This is a genomic window from Pseudomonas sp. NPDC090233 (assembly GCF_044772285.1).
Classification (GTDB): Bacteria; Pseudomonadota; Gammaproteobacteria; order Pseudomonadales; family Pseudomonadaceae; genus Aquipseudomonas.
In genome coordinates, this window is record NZ_JBIVYQ010000001.1 from 793,914 (window position 1) to 813,852 (window position 19,939).

General features: G+C 63.2%; 17 protein-coding genes. 12 read left to right on the forward strand and 5 right to left on the reverse strand.

Annotated elements, in window-relative coordinates; translation table 11 throughout:
- Position 1: 1 nt before the first annotated feature.
- Both macA and ACIQUF_RS03625 read left to right on the forward strand, forming a co-directional pair.
- Positions 2–1,159, forward strand: a complete 1,158-nt coding sequence (gene macA, locus ACIQUF_RS03620; RefSeq protein ID WP_403128533.1) for a macrolide transporter subunit MacA — start codon at positions 2–4, stop codon at positions 1,157–1,159.
- Between the two features lie 2 nt (positions 1,160–1,161).
- On the forward strand, positions 1,162–3,165 hold the full coding sequence (locus ACIQUF_RS03625) for a MacB family efflux pump subunit (RefSeq protein WP_403128536.1): 2,004 nt from the start codon (positions 1,162–1,164) through the stop codon (positions 3,163–3,165).
- Between the two features lie 145 nt (positions 3,166–3,310).
- On the opposite strand, the gene ACIQUF_RS03630 is transcribed toward ACIQUF_RS03625, so the two are convergent.
- Positions 3,311–3,955, reverse strand: coding sequence for a LuxR C-terminal-related transcriptional regulator (locus ACIQUF_RS03630; protein WP_403128539.1), 645 nt, complete (start codon positions 3,953–3,955; stop codon positions 3,311–3,313).
- Between the two features lie 218 nt (positions 3,956–4,173).
- On the opposite strand from ACIQUF_RS03630, the gene hisN reads away from it, so the two are divergent.
- Positions 4,174–4,965, forward strand: a complete 792-nt coding sequence (hisN, locus tag ACIQUF_RS03635; RefSeq protein WP_403128542.1) for a histidinol-phosphatase — start codon at positions 4,174–4,176, stop codon at positions 4,963–4,965.
- 109 nt (positions 4,966–5,074) lie between these two features.
- Entirely contained in the window at positions 5,075–5,806 is a 732-nt protein-coding gene (locus tag ACIQUF_RS03640; protein WP_403128886.1) for a hypothetical protein, read from the forward strand.
- 239 nt (positions 5,807–6,045) lie between these two features.
- On the opposite strand, the gene ACIQUF_RS03645 is transcribed toward ACIQUF_RS03640, so the two are convergent.
- The gene (locus ACIQUF_RS03645; RefSeq protein ID WP_403128545.1) at positions 6,046–6,930 is read right to left on the reverse strand and encodes an alpha/beta hydrolase; all 885 of its coding nucleotides are present in this window, start codon (positions 6,928–6,930) and stop codon (positions 6,046–6,048) included.
- Between the two features lie 115 nt (positions 6,931–7,045).
- A complete protein-coding gene (locus ACIQUF_RS03650; protein ID WP_403128547.1) occupies positions 7,046–8,374 on the reverse strand; it encodes an MFS transporter in 1,329 nt (442 codons plus the stop codon).
- Between the two features lie 163 nt (positions 8,375–8,537).
- Here ACIQUF_RS03650 and ACIQUF_RS03655 point away from each other — a divergent pair, with 163 nt between their 5' ends.
- Both ACIQUF_RS03655 and ACIQUF_RS03660 read left to right on the forward strand, forming a co-directional pair.
- Positions 8,538–9,635, forward strand: a complete 1,098-nt coding sequence (locus ACIQUF_RS03655) for a sugar diacid recognition domain-containing protein (protein ID WP_403128550.1) — start codon at positions 8,538–8,540, stop codon at positions 9,633–9,635.
- Positions 9,636–9,747: 112 nt separating this feature from the next.
- On the forward strand, positions 9,748–10,887 hold the full coding sequence (locus tag ACIQUF_RS03660; RefSeq protein WP_403128552.1) for a glycerate kinase: 1,140 nt from the start codon (positions 9,748–9,750) through the stop codon (positions 10,885–10,887).
- Positions 10,888–10,949: 62 nt separating this feature from the next.
- On the opposite strand, the gene ACIQUF_RS03665 is transcribed toward ACIQUF_RS03660, so the two are convergent.
- Entirely contained in the window at positions 10,950–12,143 is a 1,194-nt protein-coding gene (locus ACIQUF_RS03665; RefSeq protein WP_403128555.1) for an MFS transporter, read from the reverse strand.
- Positions 12,144–12,167: 24 nt separating this feature from the next.
- The gene (locus ACIQUF_RS03670) at positions 12,168–13,547 is read right to left on the reverse strand and encodes a 3-deoxy-7-phosphoheptulonate synthase class II (protein WP_403128558.1); all 1,380 of its coding nucleotides are present in this window, start codon (positions 13,545–13,547) and stop codon (positions 12,168–12,170) included.
- A 294-nt stretch (positions 13,548–13,841) separates the two neighbouring features.
- On the opposite strand from ACIQUF_RS03670, the gene ACIQUF_RS03675 reads away from it, so the two are divergent.
- Genes ACIQUF_RS03675 through ACIQUF_RS03700 form a run of 6 tightly spaced genes read left to right on the forward strand, consistent with a single transcriptional unit; the run spans position 13,842 to position 19,932 of the window.
- On the forward strand, positions 13,842–15,158 hold the full coding sequence (locus tag ACIQUF_RS03675; protein ID WP_403128561.1) for a phenylacetate--CoA ligase family protein: 1,317 nt from the start codon (positions 13,842–13,844) through the stop codon (positions 15,156–15,158).
- Positions 15,155–16,870 carry a prenyltransferase/squalene oxidase repeat-containing protein gene (locus ACIQUF_RS03680; protein ID WP_403128564.1) on the forward strand — a complete coding sequence of 572 codons (1,716 nt, stop codon included), beginning with the start codon at positions 15,155–15,157 and terminating at the stop codon, positions 16,868–16,870. The genes ACIQUF_RS03675 and ACIQUF_RS03680 overlap by 4 nt, the downstream gene beginning before the upstream one ends.
- A 9-nt stretch (positions 16,871–16,879) precedes the next feature.
- Complete coding sequence (locus ACIQUF_RS03685; protein WP_403128567.1) at positions 16,880–17,287, forward strand: hypothetical protein; 408 nt, start codon at positions 16,880–16,882, stop codon at positions 17,285–17,287.
- A complete protein-coding gene (locus ACIQUF_RS03690) occupies positions 17,284–17,568 on the forward strand; it encodes an acyl carrier protein (protein WP_403128569.1) in 285 nt (94 codons plus the stop codon). The genes ACIQUF_RS03685 and ACIQUF_RS03690 overlap by 4 nt, the downstream gene beginning before the upstream one ends.
- Positions 17,565–18,560 carry an AMP-binding protein gene (locus tag ACIQUF_RS03695; protein WP_403128572.1) on the forward strand — a complete coding sequence of 332 codons (996 nt, stop codon included), beginning with the start codon at positions 17,565–17,567 and terminating at the stop codon, positions 18,558–18,560. The genes ACIQUF_RS03690 and ACIQUF_RS03695 overlap by 4 nt, the downstream gene beginning before the upstream one ends.
- Complete coding sequence (locus ACIQUF_RS03700; RefSeq protein WP_403128574.1) at positions 18,547–19,932, forward strand: amidase family protein; 1,386 nt, start codon at positions 18,547–18,549, stop codon at positions 19,930–19,932. Before ACIQUF_RS03695 ends, ACIQUF_RS03700 begins: the two co-directional genes overlap by 14 nt.
- Positions 19,933–19,939: the final 7 nt, after the last annotated feature.

The window sequence follows — 19,939 nt, forward strand, 5'->3', positions numbered from 1 at the left end:
CATGGACAAGTCCAGATTCCGCAAATACAGCCTCGGCGTGGCCGTGGCCCTGGTCGCCGGTATCGCGCTGTACGCCATTCAGGCGCCAGCCAAAGCGCCGCAATACATCACCGCCATCGCCGAAAAGGGCGACATTGAGAACGCGGTACTGGCCACTGGTACCCTGGAAGGGATCAAGCAGGTGGATGTCGGCGCCCAGGTGTCCGGGCAGTTGAAGTCGCTCAAGGTCAAGCTCGGCGACAAGGTCGAGCAGGGCCAGTGGCTGGCCGAGATCGACCCGTTGGTGCTGCGCAATACCTTGCGCCAGCGCGAGGTCGACGAGAAAAAGTTGCAGGCCGAACGGCGTTCGACACTGGCCCAGCTCAAGCAGACCAGGCGGGTGTACGAGCGCTACCGCGAGCTGCAGGCCGACGAATCGGTGTCGCGCCAGGACTTCGAGAATGCCGAATCTGAATACGAAGTGCAGCAGGCCGCCGTGCGTTCGCTCGACGCGCAGATCCAGAGCGCCCGCGTCGAAATCGACACCGCCCGGGTCAACCTCGGCTACACCCGTATCAATGCGCCCATCACCGGCCATGTGGTTGGTATCGTCACCCAGGAAGGGCAGACCGTGATCGCCAACCAACTGGCCCCGGTACTGCTCAAGCTGGCCAACCTCGACACCATGACCGTCAAGGCGCAGGTCTCGGAAGCCGACGTGATCCACATCACTCCGGGCCAGGAGGTGTACTTCACCATCCTTGGCGAGGACAAGCGCTACTACGCCAAGCTGCGCGGTACTGAGCCTGCGCCGCAGAACTATGCGCAAAGCAGCGACAAGAGCGATGGCAGCAGCACCAAGCCCAATGGCGCGGTGTTCTACAACGCGCTGTTCGAGGTGCCTAACCCCGAGCATCGCCTGCGCATCTCGATGACCGCACAGGTGCATATCGTCCTCGACACCGCTGCCGGTGTGCTTACCGTGCCGGTGGCGGCGCTGGGCCTGCGCAATGGCGACGGCAGCTATCCGGTACGGGTACTCGATGCCAAGGGGTTTGCCCAGGTACGCAACGTGCAGACTGGCATCAACAACAACGTCAAGGTGCAAATCAAGGACGGCTTGGCCGAAGGCGACAGGGTGGTGATTGGTGAACCGGTGAACGGCGAAGCAGGGGCGTGAGCATGAACATGAATGTCGAGCTTGCGCCGCATCTGGCGGTGGCCAGTAGCAACGGCGATGCCTTGCTGCGCTTGCAGGGCGTCAGCCGCAGTTTCATGGCCGGCGACCGCGAGTTTCTTGCGCTCAAGGGCATCGACCTGGAGATCCACAGCGGTGAACTGGTGGCGATCATTGGTGCCTCCGGTTCGGGCAAATCAACCTTGATGAATATCCTCGGTTGCCTGGACAACGCCAGCAGCGGCAGCTATCAAGTGGGCGGCCAGGAAACCCGTGAGCTGGATGACGATGCCCTGGCGGCGCTGCGCCGCGATCACTTCGGCTTCATCTTCCAGCGCTACCACCTGCTGCCACACCTGGATGCGCTGCACAACGTGGAAATTCCGGCGGTGTATGCCGGGACGCCCCAAGGCCAGCGCCATGACCGGGCGCGCGAGCTGCTGACGCGCCTGGGCCTGGCCGGCCACCTGGGCCACCGGCCCAGCCAGCTGTCCGGTGGCCAGCAGCAGCGGGTGAGTATCTGCCGCGCCTTGATGAACGGCGGCCAGGTGATCCTCGCCGACGAGCCCACCGGCGCACTGGACACTGCCAGCGGCAAGGAAGTGATGAACATCCTGCTGGAACTGCACGTCGCTGGGCATACGGTCATTCTGGTGACCCACGACCCAAAGGTCGCGGCCCATGCGCAACGCATCATCGAGGTCAGCGACGGCCAGATCGTCAGCGACCGTCGCAATGCCGCCGACACGCTCCCCAAGCCTATCGCCGAGCCCGCCCCACAAGCTCCCGCTGCTCGGCGCTTGGTGGCCAGCCTGGGGATGTTCCGCGAAGCCTTCAAGATGGCCTGGATCGCCCTGGTATCGCACCGCATGCGCACCTTGCTGACCATGCTCGGGATCGTCATCGGCATTACCTCGGTGGTGTCGATCTCGGCCATCGGTGAGGGCGCCAAGGGCTATGTGCTCAAAGACATCCAGGCGATTGGCAGCAACACCATCGATATTTATTCCGGTAGCAACTTTGGCGACAGTCGGGCCAAGACCATCGAAACGCTGTTACCCGCTGACGTCGCTGCGCTCAACGAGCTGTACTACGTCGACAGCGCCACCCCGGTGATCGGCCAGAGCACCCTGGTGCGCTATCGCAACCTGGATGTCGATGTGCAACTCAACGGCGTCAGCGAACATTACTTCCAGGTGCGCAACATCCCCTTGGCCTCGGGCATCGTGTTCAGCGCCGACGACGCCAGGCGCCAGGCGCAGGTGGTGGTGATCGACCACAACACGCGCAAGCGCCTGTTCGGGCAGAACGTCGACCCGTTGGGCCAGGTGATCCTGGTCGGCAACCTGCCGTGTACGGTGATCGGCGTGACCGCCGAAAACAAGAACCTGTTCGTCGCCAGCAACCAGCTGAACATCTGGGTGCCCTATGAAACCGCTGCAGGACGGGTGCTCGGCCAACGCCACCTGGACAGTATCAGCGTGCGCATCAAGGACGGCGTGCCGAGTAAGCGGGTGGAGGAAGAGGTGACCAAGCTGATGCTGCAGCGCCATGGCACCAAGGACTTCTTCACCAACAACCTCGACAGCATCATGCAGACGGTGCAGAAGACCAGCCGCTCGCTGACCCTGTTGCTGTCGCTGATCGCGGTGATTTCACTGGTGGTGGGTGGCATCGGAGTAATGAACATCATGCTGGTGTCGGTGACCGAGCGTACCCGCGAGATCGGCATTCGCATGGCGGTGGGCGCGCGCCAATCGGACATTCGTCAGCAGTTTCTGGTCGAGGCGGTGATGGTCTGCCTGTTTGGCGGGGTGGTGGGGATTGCCTTGTCGTATGGCATCGGCTCGCTGTTCGAGCTGTTTGTGAAGCAGTGGGAGATGGTGTTTTCGCCGGGGTCGATCGTGATGGCGTTTGCCTGTTCGACGTTGATTGGTGTGGTGTTTGGTTTTGTGCCGGCAAGGAATGCTGCGCGGCTGGACCCGATCGAGGCGTTGGCGCGAGATTGATGGTGCCGTACCGGATCCTTTCCTGTAAGAGCGGCTTCTGTGGGAGCGGCTTCAGCCGCGAACACCGGCGAAGCCGGTGCCACCAACCGCGTCGCTTGTTTCGCGGCTAAAGCCGCTCCCACAGGGTGGGCTGCCCTATGGAAGTCTAACTGTCACCATACATCCAACGTATCAACGAGTGCCGCCCGCTGATCCCCAGCTTGATCGCCGCGCGGCGCAGATAACTTTCCACCGTGTTGACCTTCAACGCCAGACGCTCGGCCTGCTCCGGCGCGGTACGTCCGGCCAGCAGGCCCAGGCACACCTGGCGCTCACGTTCTGAGAGATTCAACCCGGACTGGGCCAGACGCTCGATGAAACGTTGTTGCAGGCTTTCTGGCGCAGCCCGCTCAAGGCTGGGCTGCAAGGCATCGATATGCTTTTCCAGCATCGGCAGTAGCAGCGGCGAAATGTCATCCAGCCGGCTCCGCTCGTGGGCGGAAAAGCCATAGGTCGAGCCCGCGCGCAACACTTGGATTTCATACCGCGAGTCACCTTTGCGGCGGATCAGGTGAAAGTGCGAAGGGTCGTTGTCGCCGCCTTCAAGGCACTGCGCGGAAGAGAACACCGTTTCGTTGATCAGCGCCGACGTGCTGTCGGGTTCGTCGGGAACTGCAGACAATTGCCGTATCTGCGTGGCATCGATATCCAGATGCGCCTGGATCAAGTCGTGCAGCATGCGCGGGAACTGGCGGCTGCCGGTGCTGGCTATGACTTTGCCGATCTGCGGGTAGAGCAAGTGCGAATTCATCGTGTCATCCTTGAAAAGTCGAGGTGCAACCTCCCACCGAATTGCGGCCTGCGTCCTGGGCTTGTCGCGGAAGGTGGTTGTTATCCTAGTACAACGACTGAGTGACGGTTAAATGAAGTCGCAATAATGGCATAACAATAGCATCGCATGCTGACGTCTACTGCGGCGCGGGTTGTCGGTTATCATGCGTGCCCCATCACCTTCACGAGTACTACCCCATGTCCCTGAGTGCCGAACAGATCGGTGAATTCCGCGCCTTCGCCGAGCAGTTGGCAGATGCCGCCGCGACGGCGATCCGGCCGTACTTTCGTGCCAGCCTGGACGTTGAGGACAAGGGTGGGCGCCTGTACGATCCGGTGACCGTGGCCGACAAGGCTGCCGAAGACGCCATGCGTGAGCTGATCCAAGCACGTTACCCCGCGCACGGTATCCTCGGCGAAGAGGCTGGCGTGGCGGTGGGCAGCAGCCCGCTGACCTGGGTACTGGACCCCATCGACGGCACCCGCGCCTTCATCACCGGTCTGCCGCTGTGGGGCACACTCATTGCTCTCAACGATGGCACCCGTCCCGTGGTCGGCGTGATGAACCAGCCGTTTACCGGCGAACGCTTCATCGGTACTCCGGAAGGCGCCTGGCGCAGCGGCACGCCGCTGAAAACCCGGGCTTGCGCCGACCTGGCGTCGGCCACGTTGATGTGCACCACGCCCGACATGTTCGACACCCCCGAGCGCAAGGCCGCCTTTGAATCGGTGGCCGGCAAGGCGCGGCTGATGCGCTACGGTGGCGACTGCTACGCCTATTGCATGCTGGCGTCGGGGTTCGTCGATGTGATCGTCGAGGCCAGCCTGCAGCCCTATGACGTGCAGGCGCTGATGCCGATTATCGAAGGAGCGGGAGGGGTGATTACCGCTTGGGACGGCAGCTCGGCGCAGAATGGGGGTTGTGTGGTTGCGTGTGGTGACCCAGCATTGCATGCCCAGGTAGTCGCGATGCTACGCCACGCAATGTGAGCACTGACGGCCGGTAGACGCACCATCGCACTTTTTCCGCTTTCGGGGCTCTATGCTTGGCCAGGCCGCGCCGATCCCCAGCGCGGCCGCCGATTCCGATCCGGTGCCGATGGTTGCAAAAACACCCGAACTTCTCCCGCGCCTGCTGCTGGCAGGCGTATTGATCTGCCTCGGCGCCTGCACCCAGCAACAAGGCCAGGACATCGTCAGCCAGTTTGGCAATGGCAAGCCCAGCGAGCTGTTCCAGACCAGCGTCGACCGTATGGCGACGCTCGCCATGCGCGACAACTTGCAGAGCCTCTACCTGCTGATGAACAAGCTGTACCTGCGCAACCCCAGCCAGTTGAAGCTGTCGGGCTATCTGGATGCCGCCACGGCCGAGCGGCAGATCCGCATCGCCATCGAACAGCGCCAACCTTTGCCGCAGCTCGGCAACCGCCGCGATCTCGACGCCTTGAGCTATGCCCTGAGCCCGGATTTTCGCGGTGACCGGGTCGGTGCCTTCATCTACGCCATCGGCAGCATGCTGATTACCTCGCACGGCGGGCGTACCGAGTTTTACATGACCGATACCATCGACCCGCTGTTCGTCAACAACGCGGCGCGTAATATCGAGAAGGCTACCTGGATGCTGAGCCAACGACAGGATGCCAATGGCGTGTTGCTGCTTTTCTCCAACGAGATATCGGAAGAGGGGAGCAACCTGAGTTTCGCCGTGGAGTTCGGCAAGATCGTGGCGCGGCTGGATTTGCTGGCGGAGCTGCTTGATGAGCGTTATCGGCGGATTGGGCTCAATTATGCGCAGAGCCTGTTGTTGATGAACTTTTTGCCGGTGCAATGATGGCCTGCTCGGTGACGAACAGGCCGGTCATGCTTACAGATGATCGAAGATCGAGCCTTTGTGCGGGTAGAACAGCTTTTCGTACAGGCGGGTTCATGGCGGCGCTGGTGCCAATCTGCTTGTGTCATGACATTCCCTGTGGACTGACTGAAAGAAGGCAGAGTGCCATTCAACTGCTGGCCGCGCTATAAACAAAAAGTGTTAGTCGCCAGCGGTTGTGATGAAACTTCACCGGGCAGCTAAAGCAGTTGCTCGATCGCCCGCCGATAACGCTGCCCCGCCAGGCTCATGCTGTTGTTGTGGCTTGCCCCCGGCACCAGCAGCAGGGTCTTGGGCTCCTGCGCCGCTTCGAACAGTTGCTGGCTGAAGCGTGGTGGAACGAAGCGGTCGTCCAGGCCATGCACCAGCAACAGCGGTAGGCCGATGTGGCTGATCTTGTCCAGCGAATCGAATTTTTGTGACAGCAACCAGCGCACCGGAAGCGTGGTATCCGCGACTGCGGCAGCGACATCGCCCAGCGAGGTGAAGGTCGATTCAAGGATCAGCCCGCGCGCCGGTGTGGCGCGGCCCGACTTTTCAGCCTCACGGGCCAGTTCCGAGGCCAGTTCGACCGCCACTGCACCGCCCAGTGAATGGCCGAAGATCAGGCGCTTGCCAGCGTCCGGTTGCAGTTGGGCAAAACGTTCCCAGGCAATACGCGCGTCTTCGTAGACTGTCGCTTCGGACGGCAGACCGCCACGACTTTGGCCGAATCCGCGGTAATCCACAGCCAATACCGAAAAGCCCATGGCGTGCAGCTGTTCGATGCGAAACAGCTGCCCGGTAAGGTTCCAGCGCACGCCATGCAGGTAGAGGATGGCCGGTGCATCGGCGCGTCGGGCCGGCCACCACCAGGCATGCAGGCTCTGGTTGTCGGCGAAGCTGCGGGGGCGTAGGTCCAGCTCCTGCACACCATTGGGCAGGCCACGGAACCAACTGGCCTGGCCGGGCTCGATGCGGAACACCAGTTCGCGTTCCTTGTGCTGCAGCACGGCGCACCCGGAGGGCAGGCCGATGACCAGCAGTGCGACGCACAACCAGGTTAGCCAGCGACGGCGTAGGTGGAGGAAGAGTGGGGTAGGCATGTGGGCGTTTTTAACAGATGCCCAGGGTTTGATGTGGGAAAAGTGACCGAAAGGGCCGGGGAGGATTGTTACGGGAGATTAAGCGAAGGGGCCGCAGGACGGCCCCGTTGTTTGCTCAGTTCGCCCGAGCGGCGTTCAAGGCACCGGCGCGCGAAACGCGCAGCGCCACCAGGCTGCCCACTACGATCAACGCTGCCAGTGAATACAGCGCAGCATCGGTCGAGCCGGTCTGGTCCTTGATGAAGCCGACCAGGTACGGGCTGAGGAAGCCCGCCATCTGCCCCACCGAGTTGATGATCGCCAGGCCTGCGACAGCGGTACCGGCGCTCAACAGCGCGGTCGGCATTGGCCAGAACATCGGCAGGCCGGTGAGGGCGCCCATGGTGGCAATCGACAGGCCGAGGATGGCGATGGTCGGGTTGGCGGCGAAGTTGACCGCGATCAGAAGGCCGAGGGCACCCATCAGCATAGGCACCACAAGGTGCCAGCGGCGCTCGTTGCGCAAGTCCGCCGAGCGGCCGCAGAGGATCATGAACACACCGGCCAGCAGGTACGGAATGGCGCTGAGCCAGCCGATCAGTAGTGGGTTGTCGAAGCCCATGTTCTTGATGATCGACGGCAGCCAGAAGTTGATCGCGTACACACCGCTCTGGATGCAGAAGTAGACGAAACCGAAGGTCCAGATCAGCGGGTTGGTCAGCACCGCGAGCACGCCGTCGCCGGTGGTGGCGGGTTTGCTGGCAGCATCGGCCTTGAGGTCGGCCTCGATCAGCTGGCGTTCCGCTGGGCTCAGCCAGGGCGCCTTCTGGTAGCCATCGCTGAGCAAAACGATGGCCAGGATACCCAGGGCGACAGTCGGCAGGCCCTGAATCAGGAACATCCACTGCCAGCCGGCCAAGCCATGCTGGCCGGCGGCGAAGTGCTCGAGAATCCAGCCGGAGAAAGGCCCGCCGAGCAGGCCCGAAACCGGGATCGCCGACATGAACAGGGCCATGATCCGGCCACGGCGGTCAGCCGGGAACCAGCGCGAGAGGTACAGCACCACACCGGGGAAGAACCCGGCCTCGGCTGCGCCGGTCAGCAAACGCAAGGTGTAGAACTCGGTAGGGGTGGTGACGAACAGCAGGCAGGTCGAGAGGCTGCCCCAGGCGATCATCATCGCCGCGATCCAGCGCCGTGGGCCGAAGCGGTTGAGCGCCAGGTTGCTTGGCAGGCCGCAGAGGACATAGCCGATGAAGAAAATCCCGGCACCGAGGCCGTAGACGGTTTCGCTGAACTTGAGCGCGTCGAGCATCTGTAGCTTGGCGAAGCCGACGTTGACGCGGTCCAGGTAGTTGAACAGGTAGCAGATGAAAATGAACGGGATCAGCCGCAGAGTGATGCGCCGGTAGAGCGCGTTGCGGGTGATGTCCGTGCCTTGGTCAGGGGCGGGGCTGTGTGCCATGATCGGGTTCTCTGTTGTTATGGTTGTCGCCGCGTCGCCTGTGCCGGCGCTCGCCCTGACGAGTCTCGGGGAGTGCGACGCGCCTGTCTTTGTGCTTTTGCACAGCCATTGGCCCTGGCGACTGTGCTGCGGTACAAAGCCTAACACCCATAAGGATCGCTGAATGTTCGAACTGGACCATGACCTGGCGCAGGATATCGTTGATCGGGCGATGGCCATTCTGCCGTGCAACGTCAATGTCATGGACAGCCAGGGGCTGATCCTGGGCAGTGGCGAGCCGGAACGCATCAACACCCGCCATGAAGGTGCGCAGCTGGTGTTGGCCAATGGCCGGATCGTCGAGCTGGACGTGGAGGCCGCCAAATGCCTGAAAGGGGTGCAGCCAGGGGTCAATTTACCCCTGATGCTCGATGGGCGGCTGATCGGCGTGCTGGGTTTGACGGGTGATCCGCAGCAGATGCGCACTTACGGCGAACTGGTGCGCATGACGGCCGAGATGCTCCTGGCGCAGCGCCATCTACAGGTTGAACAGCAATGGCGTCGGCAGCGTTGTGATGATTTGCTGGCCCTGCTGCTCGGTGGCAGTGGTGATTCGCCACGGTTGGTGGACGAAGCGCAGCAATTGGGGCTGAAGCCGCAATTGCCCCGCATACCCTGCTTGTTCGAGCTGCGCGCAGGGCCACCCGCTGAAGCCTTGACCGCCTGGTTGATGAGCCGCTACCCCGACAGTTGGTGCGTGAGCCCGGCACGTGATTCGTTGCTGTGGTGTCGACCGGCCGGCGTGGTGCTGGATGAAGAGCGTTTGTTTGAACGCGTGCAGCGTAGCGGCTGGGAGATCGAGCGCCTGGCAGTGGGCTGTCCGGCGCAGAGCCTGGAGCATTTGCGCCGTGGTTACCGGCGGGTTCGCGACCTGCTTGCCTATGGCCGCGAAGTCTTGCCGAAACAACAGCTGCTGAGCCTCGCACGCTATCGCCTGCCGGCGTTGCTCTGGCGCCATCGCAACGAAGATGCCCTGGATGAACTGCTTGAACCCCTGCAGCGCATTCGCGCCAAGGATGCCAGCGGTCAGCTGATTGCGACCTTGCGCGCCTGGTGCGCACACGATGGTCAAAGCCAGGCCTGTGCCGATGCCCTGGGCATTCACCGCAACAGCTTGCGCTACCGCCTGGAACGCATTGCCGAGCTGGCGGAGGTTGACCCGCTGCGGCTCGAAGGAATGCTGAGCCTTTACCTGGGCTTGCAGCTGTTGCCAGCCGATTGAGTATCCGCAAAGGCATTTGCCCAAACAATGCCTGGGCGCTTTTGTGCATCCGACCGAGGCCCTTGCCTTGCACAGCTGTCAGCATGCCGCTCATCTGGACAGGAGAATCCCCATGAAGATCGTCATCGCCCCCGACTCGTTCAAGGACAGCCTCGATGCTGCCGGTGTCGCCCGCGCTATCGCGGCCGGCATTGCCGAAGCCTTGCCGGCTGCCGAACTGGTCGAGTGCCCCATGGCCGATGGCGGTGAAGGCACCATGGAAGCGATCGTCGCCGCCAGCCAAGGTGAACTGCGTCGCATGACGGTTCGCGGGCCGCTTGGGCTGAGCGTCGAGGCCGGTTGGGGCTGGTTGGCGGACAGCCGCACGGCAATCATCGAGATGGCTCAGGCCAGCGGCATTCAACTGGTGGCCAGCGCCCGGCGCGATGCCTGCCGCAGCAGCACCTGGGGCACCGGAGAGCTGATCGCTGCGGCACTCGCCGCCGGGGCGCAGCGCATTGTTCTGGCCATTGGTGGCAGCGCCACCAACGATGGCGGCAGCGGGATGTTGCGAGCCCTTGGCCTGCGCTTGCTGGATGCCGACGGCCAGCCCCTGGAAGAGGGCGGACTGGCCTTGGCCAGGCTGGCACGCATCGATGCCAGCGAGCTGGACCCACGTTTGGCCGAAGTGCAGGTCGAAGTCGCCGCCGACGTCGACAACCCGTTGTGTGGGCCCCACGGCGCCTCGGCGGTCTTCGGCCCGCAAAAGGGCGCCAGCCCCGCACAGGTACAGGCACTGGACCAGGCGTTGGGCCATTTTGCCGATCTCTGTGCGCAGCTTCTGGGTAACGATGTACGCGAACAGCCGGGCAGTGGCGCTGCCGGCGGTATGGGCTTCGCGGCCAAGGCCTTCATGGGCGCGCAGTTCCGTCCCGGGGTCGAGGTGGTGGCCGAGCTGGCCGGCCTGGACGCGCTGGTGCAAGGCGCCGACCTGGTGATCACCGGTGAAGGGCGCTTCGATGCCCAGACCCTGCGGGGCAAGACGCCGATGGGCGTGGCGCGGATCGCCAAGCGCCATGGCGTGCCGGTGGTGGTGCTGGCGGGCACCTTGGGTGAGGGGTATCAGCAACTGTATGCGCACGGTATCGATGCCGCGTTTGCAGTGACCAGCGGGCCGATGACGCTGGAGCAGGCGTGCGCCGATGCCGCACAGTTGCTGCAGGCTCGCGCCGGGGATATTGCCCGGGTCTGGCGGTGTGCTCGACAATCTTGAATCCAGCAGGCGTCCTCTGTGGGAGCGGCTTCAGCAGCGAACACCGGCGAAGCTGGTGCCATTCACCGCGTCGCTTGCTTCGCGGCTAAAGCTGCTCCTACAGGGTTCGCGGCGCGCTCGCGGGCTATCAACCCCAGTGCAAGCAGCGCAGCCGCAGCTCCAGCCAGTGGCAAGTAAACCAAACCAATCCGCTCGATCATCAAACCTCCAATCCCACCGCCCAGCGCGGTCCCAAGGTTGAACGCCGCAATGCTCAAGCCCGATGCCACGCCCGTGGCATGCGGTGCCAACTGCTTGGCAAGGCCAAGTAGGCGCAGTGTCGACAAGGTCACGATGGCAAAAAACACCCCCCCAAGCCCCCCAGTCAGCAGTACAACTGCCCACGGCTGTTCGCGCCCAAGGTAAAGCAGGCCCAGATCGGCTGCCAGCACCACCAGGGCAACGTTCAAACAGCGACCTACCGCAAATCGGTCCGCGCAAGCGCCACCAAGCAGGTTGCCGAGGATGGTTGCTGCGCCGAACATCAGCATCGCCAGGCTTAGCAACTGCACGCCACCCTGGGTCACTTGCAGCAGAAAGGGCGAGACGTAGGTCAGGAAAGAAAAGGTGGCGATGCTGACCAGCATGGCCATGCCTGCGGTCACCAGCAATGGCCCCTGCATCAACGCCGCCAGGCCCGCCAAGCGGCCTTCAACAGGCGGTGGTGGTGCCTTTTGCCGAGGCATCAGACGCAGCAGCCCGAGCAGACTGAGCAGACCCAAGACGCCCAGGGCGACGAAGATTGCCCGCCACGACCACAGGCTGCCGAGCAACGTTCCTAGCGGAACACCCAAGGCTAAAGCCAGGGTCAGCCCCAGCCAGACCCGCGACAACGCTCGGCCCGCGCGTGGCGGATCGACCAGTTTTACCGCCACGTCGGCGGCGACTGCCATGAATACGCCATGGGCCAGGCCGATCACGAAGCGCACAATGTTCAGGGCCGACAGCTGCTCGACCCAGGCGAACGCCAGGCTGCCGACGGCCAGCACGGCCAAGGTCAGCACCAGTGACGTGCGATCGCGCCAGGTGAGCAACAGCGCCGTCAGCAGCGGCGCGCCAATGGCCGCACCGAGTGCATAGGTGGCAATCGCTGAGCCGACAGCGGTGGTGGAGGTGCCGAGGTCTTCGGCCATGGCTGAGACCAGCCCTGCCACCACGAACTCCGACAGGCCGAAGGTGAAGGTACACAGGGAGAATATAGAGATGACGATTGGCATGGGTACAAAGATTTCCTTATCTGTTCAAGCCCGCTGTCGCCAGGCGCTGGCATCGAGGCTGACGCGCAGTGCCAGTTCCATGGCCTGGTCGCGATTGAGCCGCGGGTCGACCTGGCTCAGATAGCGTCGGCTCAGATCCGCCGGTTGCAGGCCCACTGCGCCTCCCAGGCATTCACTGACATCATCGCCACTGGCTTCCAGGTGCAAGCCACCCAACGCAGAACCGTGGCGCGCATGCACGGCGAAGGCGCTGGCGATCTCTTCGAGGATGTCGTCGAAGACGCGGGTCTTGGTGCCACAGGGTAGCGTGCGGGTATTGCCGTGCATCGGGTCGCACAGCCACAGCACCTGCGCACCGGCCGCTTTCACCGTTTCGATCAGTGGGCCCAGATGGGTCTGTAGGCGGTCGGCGCCCATGCGGTGGATCAGGGTCAAACGACCGGGTTCATTGGTGGGGTTTAGCCGTTTAATCAACCGCTGCAATTGCTCAGGATCGGTGTCGGCGCCCACCTTCACCGCCAGAGGGTTGGCCAGGCCGCGCAGGTACTCCACGTGGGCACCGTGCAGTTGCGCAGTGCGCAAGCCGATCCAGGGCAGGTGGGTAGCCAGGTTGAACCAACAGCCGTCGCTCTGTTGGTGGGTTAACGCTTGCTCATACTCAAGCAGCAACGCTTCGTGGGAAATGTACATCTCTCGGTGCAGGAAATCCCCCGGCTCAGAGCCAGCCAAGGTACGCATGAAACGCAGTGTGCCCTGTACCTCCGCCAGCAGTGCACGAAGTCGTTCGGAGTCTTGGGCCGGGTCAAGCCAGCCCAAGGGCCAATGTTCGGCAAGCAACAGGTTGTCGATGCCCTCGGCCTGGAGCTTGTACAGGTGTTCAAGGGTCGATGCCGAGTGGGCATGAGCCTGCAACAAACGCTGCGGGTCAGCCCGACGCGCCTCTGGGCTGAAATCGTGATGGTTGACGATATCACCGCGATATACCGGAAGCGTCATGCCGTTACGCTGTTCCGTATCACTGGAGCGTGGCTTTGCGTACTGCCCGGCGAGGCGGCCGACCTGCACGATCGGAAGCTGCAGGCCATGCATCAGCACTTGACTCATCTGTTGCAGCAGCGCGACCTGGCGTGCGCTTTGCGCCAGGTCGTTGTGATCGAAACGTTCGGCACAGTCACCCAGTTGCAGCACAAATCGGCGGCCTTGCTGGGCATCGGCGAGCAAGGCCTTGAGCTGCAGTATCCGCTCCGCAAGCACCAAGGGCGGCCGCTGGGCCAGCGTATCGAGGGCCAGGCGCAAAGCTTGCGGGTCGTCATAGCACGGTTGTTGAAGGGCGGGACGACTTCGCCATGAATCAATCGTCCAGGTGGCCTGGGCATCCGCCACGGCGGCGGTAGGGGTCAGCATGGTGTGTCTCCTGAGAGGTACATCGCTCGACCTGCCTTGGGAGCAGGTGGTGGCGATAGTGCGCAGGCCGAACACGGCTTGGGAAATACAATAAATATCTTTGTCTGATATCTCGCCGAATTTACGGGGCGAATAGCGCATTACAAGCAGAAAATTCCTACCTGTTAATCAGCTTTTGCCGCCTGAAGTTGCGGGGTAATACTTTGCAACTATCACCGGCAGTTTCAAATAAGTATTTTACTTAGGCCGAGCACTCGCCAATTCTCTGCGCTGCTTATTCGAGAGGGCGAGTCGATGTTAGTTCACAAGGATCAGGATTACGGCGTGCTGAAGGACGCGGAACGCGAGCTTCAGCAGCAGGAGGGGAATATCCCCGCCGCCGAATTTTATGAGCGAAAGTTGCAGGCGGTTTGGACGCGAGCGCAACACAGCGCCCACTACGCCAATATAGGAGCGTACAGCTTCACTGCCTTCAAGCAGTTGCCGACCACCCTCAAAACTTTGCTTAAAAGCCAACCGCTGAAGTTCTGCACGGTGGAACTCGGTGAAGCGGCCAAGTACTACACTACGACCGGCACAACCGGCGAGCCGACGCCGACGCCTCGCTTGAAAGAGGACATCATCTGGAACGCTGTCAGCGTCGCCAGCCAGTGGCGTGCCGTGCTGCACCCTGGTGCGCGGGTGGCCAACCTGATGCCATCGGACATCGTTCCGGTTGGCGACCTGATTGCCAATGTCTGTGAGTACCTGGACGTTTCCCACGTGCGTCTTTACCCGTTCACCACGGGTATTACCGATTGGGAACGCGTCTGCAAGACCTTCGATACCTACCGTCCTACGGTGTTGTTCATCGCCCCTGGCGTACTGGTGCAACTGACGCGCTACCTGAAACAGCGCGAATTGCTGCATACGTTCGCCGAGTCGGTGCGCTCGATCATGCTGTTGGGCGAGGTCAACACCCAGCCGTTTCGTGAGCGCCTGGCGCGCGGGTGGGATTGCGAGGTGTTCGATGCCAGTTATGGCAGCACCGAAACCGGCACCTTGGCAGCGGTGGGTGATGACAAACAGATGCGCCTGGCCACCGCCACCCATTACTTCGAGCTGCTGTTGCCCGATGGCAGGCTGGTAACCCCCGCGCAAGGTCTGACCGGCCGGCTGGTCGTCACGCCACTCAACCTGTATGCCCGCCCGTTGCTGCGCCTGGACACCGGCGACAGCGTGACCATCACTGGGCCGTGGGCGCCGGGCCGGGTTAGCCCGAGCCTGGTGATCAATGGGCGCGACAGCGACAGTATAGTCGTGGGCGGGGTCGGCCTGGACATTCGTGCGGTCGAGGAGGTCGTGTATGGCGCCTGCGATGCCACCGGTTATGTCATCGAAGTGGACCGACTGAACGACAGCGCTGCGCTGATCCTCGAGCGCGATGTCGGTTGGGACGTCAGCCAGGAGGCGTCTCTGCAGGCACAACTGCAGTTGCGTTCCGAGCAACACATGGGCCTGCGCTGGAGCCGTGTGCTGTTCGTCAACAACCTGTCGGCGTTGAACAAGAGCGGCGCATCGCAAAAGAGCTGGAAGAAGACCAACCTGCGCTTTGTCGGTGGCCAGCCATGATGCCGCCGCGTTTTCCGCAAGGGCAGGGCCTGGGTAATGGCCAGCCGGATTTGTGGTGCACCTATGCAGCGATTCGTACCCTGGCCTGGGCAGAACGGCTTGACCAGGTCGACGCCCCAGCCTTGCAAAGCTACATCCTGAGTCGGCGAAATCGCGATGGTGGCTTTGCCTGGAGCAAGGGCATGCCATCCGACGCCTGGGCGACGTTCTACTGCACCGAGACGCTGAACGACCTGGGCGTTGTGGTCGAACGTCGTGATGAGACAGCTGGCTGGATTCATACCCTGTTCGACGGCGATGCCTACGCCATGTGTCCAGGCCAGACGGCCGACGTGTGGGCCAGCCACTACGCGCTGCGCACCTTGATCGAGGTCTGCCAGGGTCAGGTGAACGACACCGCGCCCCTGTATGCCTGGCTCGAAGGATTGCAGTGTGCCAACGGTGGTTTGAGCTGGTCAGCCGATTTTGCTCAACGCAACCTTGCGGATACGCGCGCCTGCTTCTACGGGGTGATGGCAGCGCGCGCATTGGCCCGCCAGGGTTTGCCCGCGCCGCAATGGGACCTGCCGCGCCTGATCGGCTGGCTGCAGGCGCAGCAGATGGATTGTGGTGGTTTCCGCTTCAGCGAAGCGGCGCAGGTACCGTGCCTGTGGGCAACCTATCGGGCTACGGCCAGCCTCGCGGCATTGCAGGCGCAACCGCTGGGGCAACAGCGCTGCGTCTCGTGGATCGACAGCTTGCGCGGGCCAACCGGTGCCTTCGTGCGCTGGTCGGGTTACGACGGGGAAGATGTCTGGGCCGCATTCTGCGCCGTGGGCTCGCTCAAGGCCTTGGGTGAGTCGGTGGCCCGTCTGGCGGATGGCGTGGCAGCATTCATTGCGACATTGTCGCTGCCCCAGGGGGGATACACCTACCGCCATGCCGACACCGCTGCCGATGTGCTCACCAGCGCGGCCGCGGTGCTGGGCGGCGGCCTTGCGCCGCAAGAGCGTGACGCTGCCGTGCACTGGATCGAAGGCTGCCAGATGCCCAACGAGCCGGGGATCATGTACATGCCGGGTCGTGGGGCGGAAGTACGCTGCACCAATTGGGGCCTGGCGGCCGGTGCATTCACCAAGCAGCCCGCGCCGCGTCAAGCGATCGGCCGTTGGCTGGCTTCGCTGCAGAACCCGGACGGTGGCTTCGGCTTCTGGGAAGGGCGCGGATCGGACATGGTGTCCACAGCCTCGGCGATATCGATCTTGCGCCAATTGGGCGATGCAAGTGACGTAGACCTGGCCGCCATCGAAGGCTACGTGATGAGCTGTCGGCAGCCGCAAGGCCACGCGTCGTTTCCGCGCGGTGAAGCCTCGTTGCGCGCCGGCCTACAGGCACTGGCTTGCCTCGCCTATATCGGCCATGACGTAGCCGAAGCCGCCGAGCGATTACTCGCTGCGCACAAGGTGCGTCAGGGCGGCTTCGCCAACCAGGGGCAACGCATACCCGACCTACTCAGCACCTACCAGGCGGTGGCACTGGCTGCCGAACTGGGTTTGCCCGTGGACGTGGCACACCTGCGTTTCTTCCTCGACAAGGTGCGCAGTGACGCAGGCCATGCCTGGTCGCCCTTGTTTTTGCAGGGGGTAGACGCGCTGTCCGTGTGCCTCGGTCGACTGCTCGAAGCCTTTGCCAAAGGCCAACGTAAGCAGCTGCCTAGCCTTCAGTTGTCGTAAGGATTCCCCATGCCAACCCTGACCATTTCCTGCGCACCGCTGCACCTGCCGGAGCGCAAGCGCCTGGCCCTGGCCTTCACCCGCCAGCTGAAAAGCCTTGGTGCCGATACCGCCCACTGCATGGTGTTCTTCCACCCGCTGGCCGAGGCTTGCGTATTCCGCGCCGGCATGCCGATGCCGATTGCCGACCGCGAGGGCGTGCCGACGCAGTTCCATGTGCGCATCACCTTGTCGGCGGCGCGCGACCGGCTGGCCCATCAGGCCTTGGCCAACGGGCTGCATGGCTGCCTGCGCACGCTTTACCCGCACGCCTTCATCTATTTGCAATTCGACCCGATCCTGCCCGAGCACGTGTTCTTCAGCGCCGACGCAGAATTGACCAACGCTGCCCATCCACAAGGAAACACCGGCTCGTGAACGACCTCAGCATTGAACAGCGCATTCGTCAGACCCTCGGCCAGCTATTAGGCGAAGAGGTCGACTCCATCGACAAGGGCGACAGCTTCCGCGACTTTATCGGTGAACGTTTCGACAGCCTCATGGCGGTTGAAGTGATCACCGCCATCGAGGGCTGCTTCGATATCGAAGTGGATTACCTCAGCGACGATGTGCGCTTCTGGTTCGAAACCCTGGAGAAGATGGAGCGATTCGTCAGCCAGAAACTGGAAGACCAACTGACCCTGCAGGCCGCCGAGTGAGCGCCGAGCACGCATTCTCCACCTCCGGCTCCACCGGTGCACCCAGGCTGTGGCTGCGCAGCATGGCGCAGATGGAGCGCGAGGCCGCCTTGATTCTGAAGCGCTGGGCACCCGATGCGCGCGAGATCTTCGCGTTCGCACCGGCCAGCCACAGCTACGGCATGATCCTCGGCGAAGTCGGTGCTCGGGTCTTGGGCGCGCGCCTTCAGGTGTGTTCGCTGGAGCAGCAGCAGCTGCCCATACTCGACGGTGAAGGGCCGTGCGTGATCCTCGCCATCGCCAGTACCTGGCGAGTACTGCCTGCGCTGTTGGCGCGATTGGCCACGCGACGTGCGGTGCTGGTGGTGCACAGCGCTTCCCTGTTGCCGCCGGACGCGTTGGCGATCGTGCGGCGCCATGCTGGCCCGCAAGTACGCTTCGTCGAGCTGTTGGGCTCGACCGAAACCGGTGCCCTGGCCTACCGCGAACTGGATGCGAACAGCAGCCCGGAGCAGGTCTGGACGCTGCTCGACGATGTCACGCTGCTCAGCAACCTGGGCCAGCCATGCGCCCTCGAAGTGGCCAGCCCGCGCATCGCCCGTGAGCCAGACCAGGCAGAGCCTGCGGCCAGTCACTGCTGCGACGACCTGGTGCTGGCATCGGATGCACGACGGTTCCAGTGGCTGGGCCGGGCCAGCAGCCTGATCAAAGTCAATGGTCAGCGCCTCGACTTGGCGCACCTGGCATGCGAACTCCAACACCGCCTGCAATGCCCGACGCTGGCCTGCGTGGCAGTGCGCGATGCCCTGCGTGGCGAAGCGTACGAGGTGCTGTTCAGCTCCGCCACGCTCAGCGAACGGGCAGTACTGCAAGTACTTCAGCAACTGCCGCCGAGCCATCCACGGCCCGTCGCGGTCCGTCGGCTCGCCGAACTGCCTTTATCCGCCACCGGCAAACCCTTGCCGTGGGCGGCCATCACATCTGTCAAGGAATACAGCCATGACCCACGCTAATACCCAGGACACCATTACCCAGTACCTCAATGGCTGTGGCGCCGACGCCAGCAGTGGCCGCGAGCAACCCGAGTACCTCGGCCTCAGCCTGCGTAAACGCCATGAACTGCTGCAGCGCAACCCTGCGCTGGCAGCGGACTGGGCCGTCCAGTACGACCAATGGTCGGTGCACGCCGACAGTCACTACCGTTGCCTGACCAGCACCCGCGAAGTCGAAGCACCGTGGTTCCGCCTGGGCGTCAAGGACACCGTCGACGTGGCCGGCCTGCCGACCCGTCTGGGCCTGCGCAGCTATCGCCATTACCCGCAGCGCAGCGCCGAGGCGCTGACATTCCTCGACCCGCGTATCGCGTTGACCAGCAAGGTCGCCACCACTGAGCTGAACATCGCGTTTGGCGCGGGTTGCCGCAACCCGCATTTCCCGACCATCGACCCCTCTGGCTCCAGCACCGGTTCGGCGGTGTCGGTGGCAGCGGGCCTGTGCGACATTTCCCTGGGCACGGATGTCCTGGGTTCAGTACGCTGGCCCGCGTCGCACTGCGGCATGGTCGGCCTGCGCATGACCCAGAAGGCCGCGAGCCTGGCCGGGGTGTTCCCGCTATCCCCGCGCATGGATGCGCTGGGCTGGGTAACCCGCAGCGCCGACGACCTCGACCTGCTGTTCCCGCTGCTGGGCCTGGAGCCGCTGCTTGGTCAGCAACAACCGCTGAAGGACCACTATCGGCTCGCTGTACTGGAGCACGCCCTGGACCCAGCACTGACCAGCCCGGCGATGCTGGATATGCTGGGCCAGGCGCGCAGCGCACTGGCAGACCTTGACATGGCCCCGGCTGAAGTCGCCATGCCCGATCTGTGGGCCTGCCGTGGCGATGCCTGGCAACTGTGCGCGCGTGATGCGTGGTTGGCATCGTCGGCCTGGGCGCGTCGCTTCGACTGCGAGCTGCACTGGTCGACGCTCAGTGCACTGAAGGTGGGCGAGGGCGTCAGCGACATCGACTACCAGCGCATCCACCAGCGCATGGACAACATCCGCGCCGGTATCGACGCCTGGTTCGACAACGCCAAGGTGGACTTCGTGGTATTCCCCATGGACCCCAACCGGCCCTTCGACCGGCGTAACCCGCAGCCAGGTGATTCGACCATCCCGTCGCCGGCCGAGCCTGGATATGACCAGAAGATCAGCTTCACCCCACTGGCCAGCTTCAGTGGCCTGCCGGCCATCACCGTGCCCATTTGCCTGAGTGCGGACGGCAAGGCACCGCTGGCCGTGCAGATCATGGGCCGGCGCGACAGCGAGCGGCAACTGCTGGATATCGCCAAACGCGTGCAGGCTGTGACTGGCCTGCTGCCAACCCGCCGTCTTCAGGTGTAAGGAGCGC

Coding starts and splice junctions, on each gene's coding strand:
- macA (WP_403128533.1), top strand. CDS start 2: ATGGACAAGTCCAGATTCCGCAAATACAGCCTCGGCGTGGCCGTGGCC.
- ACIQUF_RS03625 (WP_403128536.1), top strand. CDS start 1,162: ATGAACATGAATGTCGAGCTTGCGCCGCATCTGGCGGTGGCCAGTAGC.
- ACIQUF_RS03630 (WP_403128539.1), bottom strand. CDS start 3,955: ATGAATTCGCACTTGCTCTACCCGCAGATCGGCAAAGTCATAGCCAGC.
- hisN (WP_403128542.1), top strand. CDS start 4,174: ATGTCCCTGAGTGCCGAACAGATCGGTGAATTCCGCGCCTTCGCCGAG.
- ACIQUF_RS03640 (WP_403128886.1), top strand. CDS start 5,075: ATGGTTGCAAAAACACCCGAACTTCTCCCGCGCCTGCTGCTGGCAGGC.
- ACIQUF_RS03645 (WP_403128545.1), bottom strand. CDS start 6,930: ATGCCTACCCCACTCTTCCTCCACCTACGCCGTCGCTGGCTAACCTGG.
- ACIQUF_RS03650 (WP_403128547.1), bottom strand. CDS start 8,374: ATGGCACACAGCCCCGCCCCTGACCAAGGCACGGACATCACCCGCAAC.
- ACIQUF_RS03655 (WP_403128550.1), top strand. CDS start 8,538: ATGTTCGAACTGGACCATGACCTGGCGCAGGATATCGTTGATCGGGCG.
- ACIQUF_RS03660 (WP_403128552.1), top strand. CDS start 9,748: ATGAAGATCGTCATCGCCCCCGACTCGTTCAAGGACAGCCTCGATGCT.
- ACIQUF_RS03665 (WP_403128555.1), bottom strand. CDS start 12,143: ATGCCAATCGTCATCTCTATATTCTCCCTGTGTACCTTCACCTTCGGC.
- ACIQUF_RS03670 (WP_403128558.1), bottom strand. CDS start 13,547: ATGCTGACCCCTACCGCCGCCGTGGCGGATGCCCAGGCCACCTGGACG.
- ACIQUF_RS03675 (WP_403128561.1), top strand. CDS start 13,842: ATGTTAGTTCACAAGGATCAGGATTACGGCGTGCTGAAGGACGCGGAA.
- ACIQUF_RS03680 (WP_403128564.1), top strand. CDS start 15,155: ATGATGCCGCCGCGTTTTCCGCAAGGGCAGGGCCTGGGTAATGGCCAG.
- ACIQUF_RS03685 (WP_403128567.1), top strand. CDS start 16,880: ATGCCAACCCTGACCATTTCCTGCGCACCGCTGCACCTGCCGGAGCGC.
- ACIQUF_RS03700 (WP_403128574.1), top strand. CDS start 18,547: ATGACCCACGCTAATACCCAGGACACCATTACCCAGTACCTCAATGGC.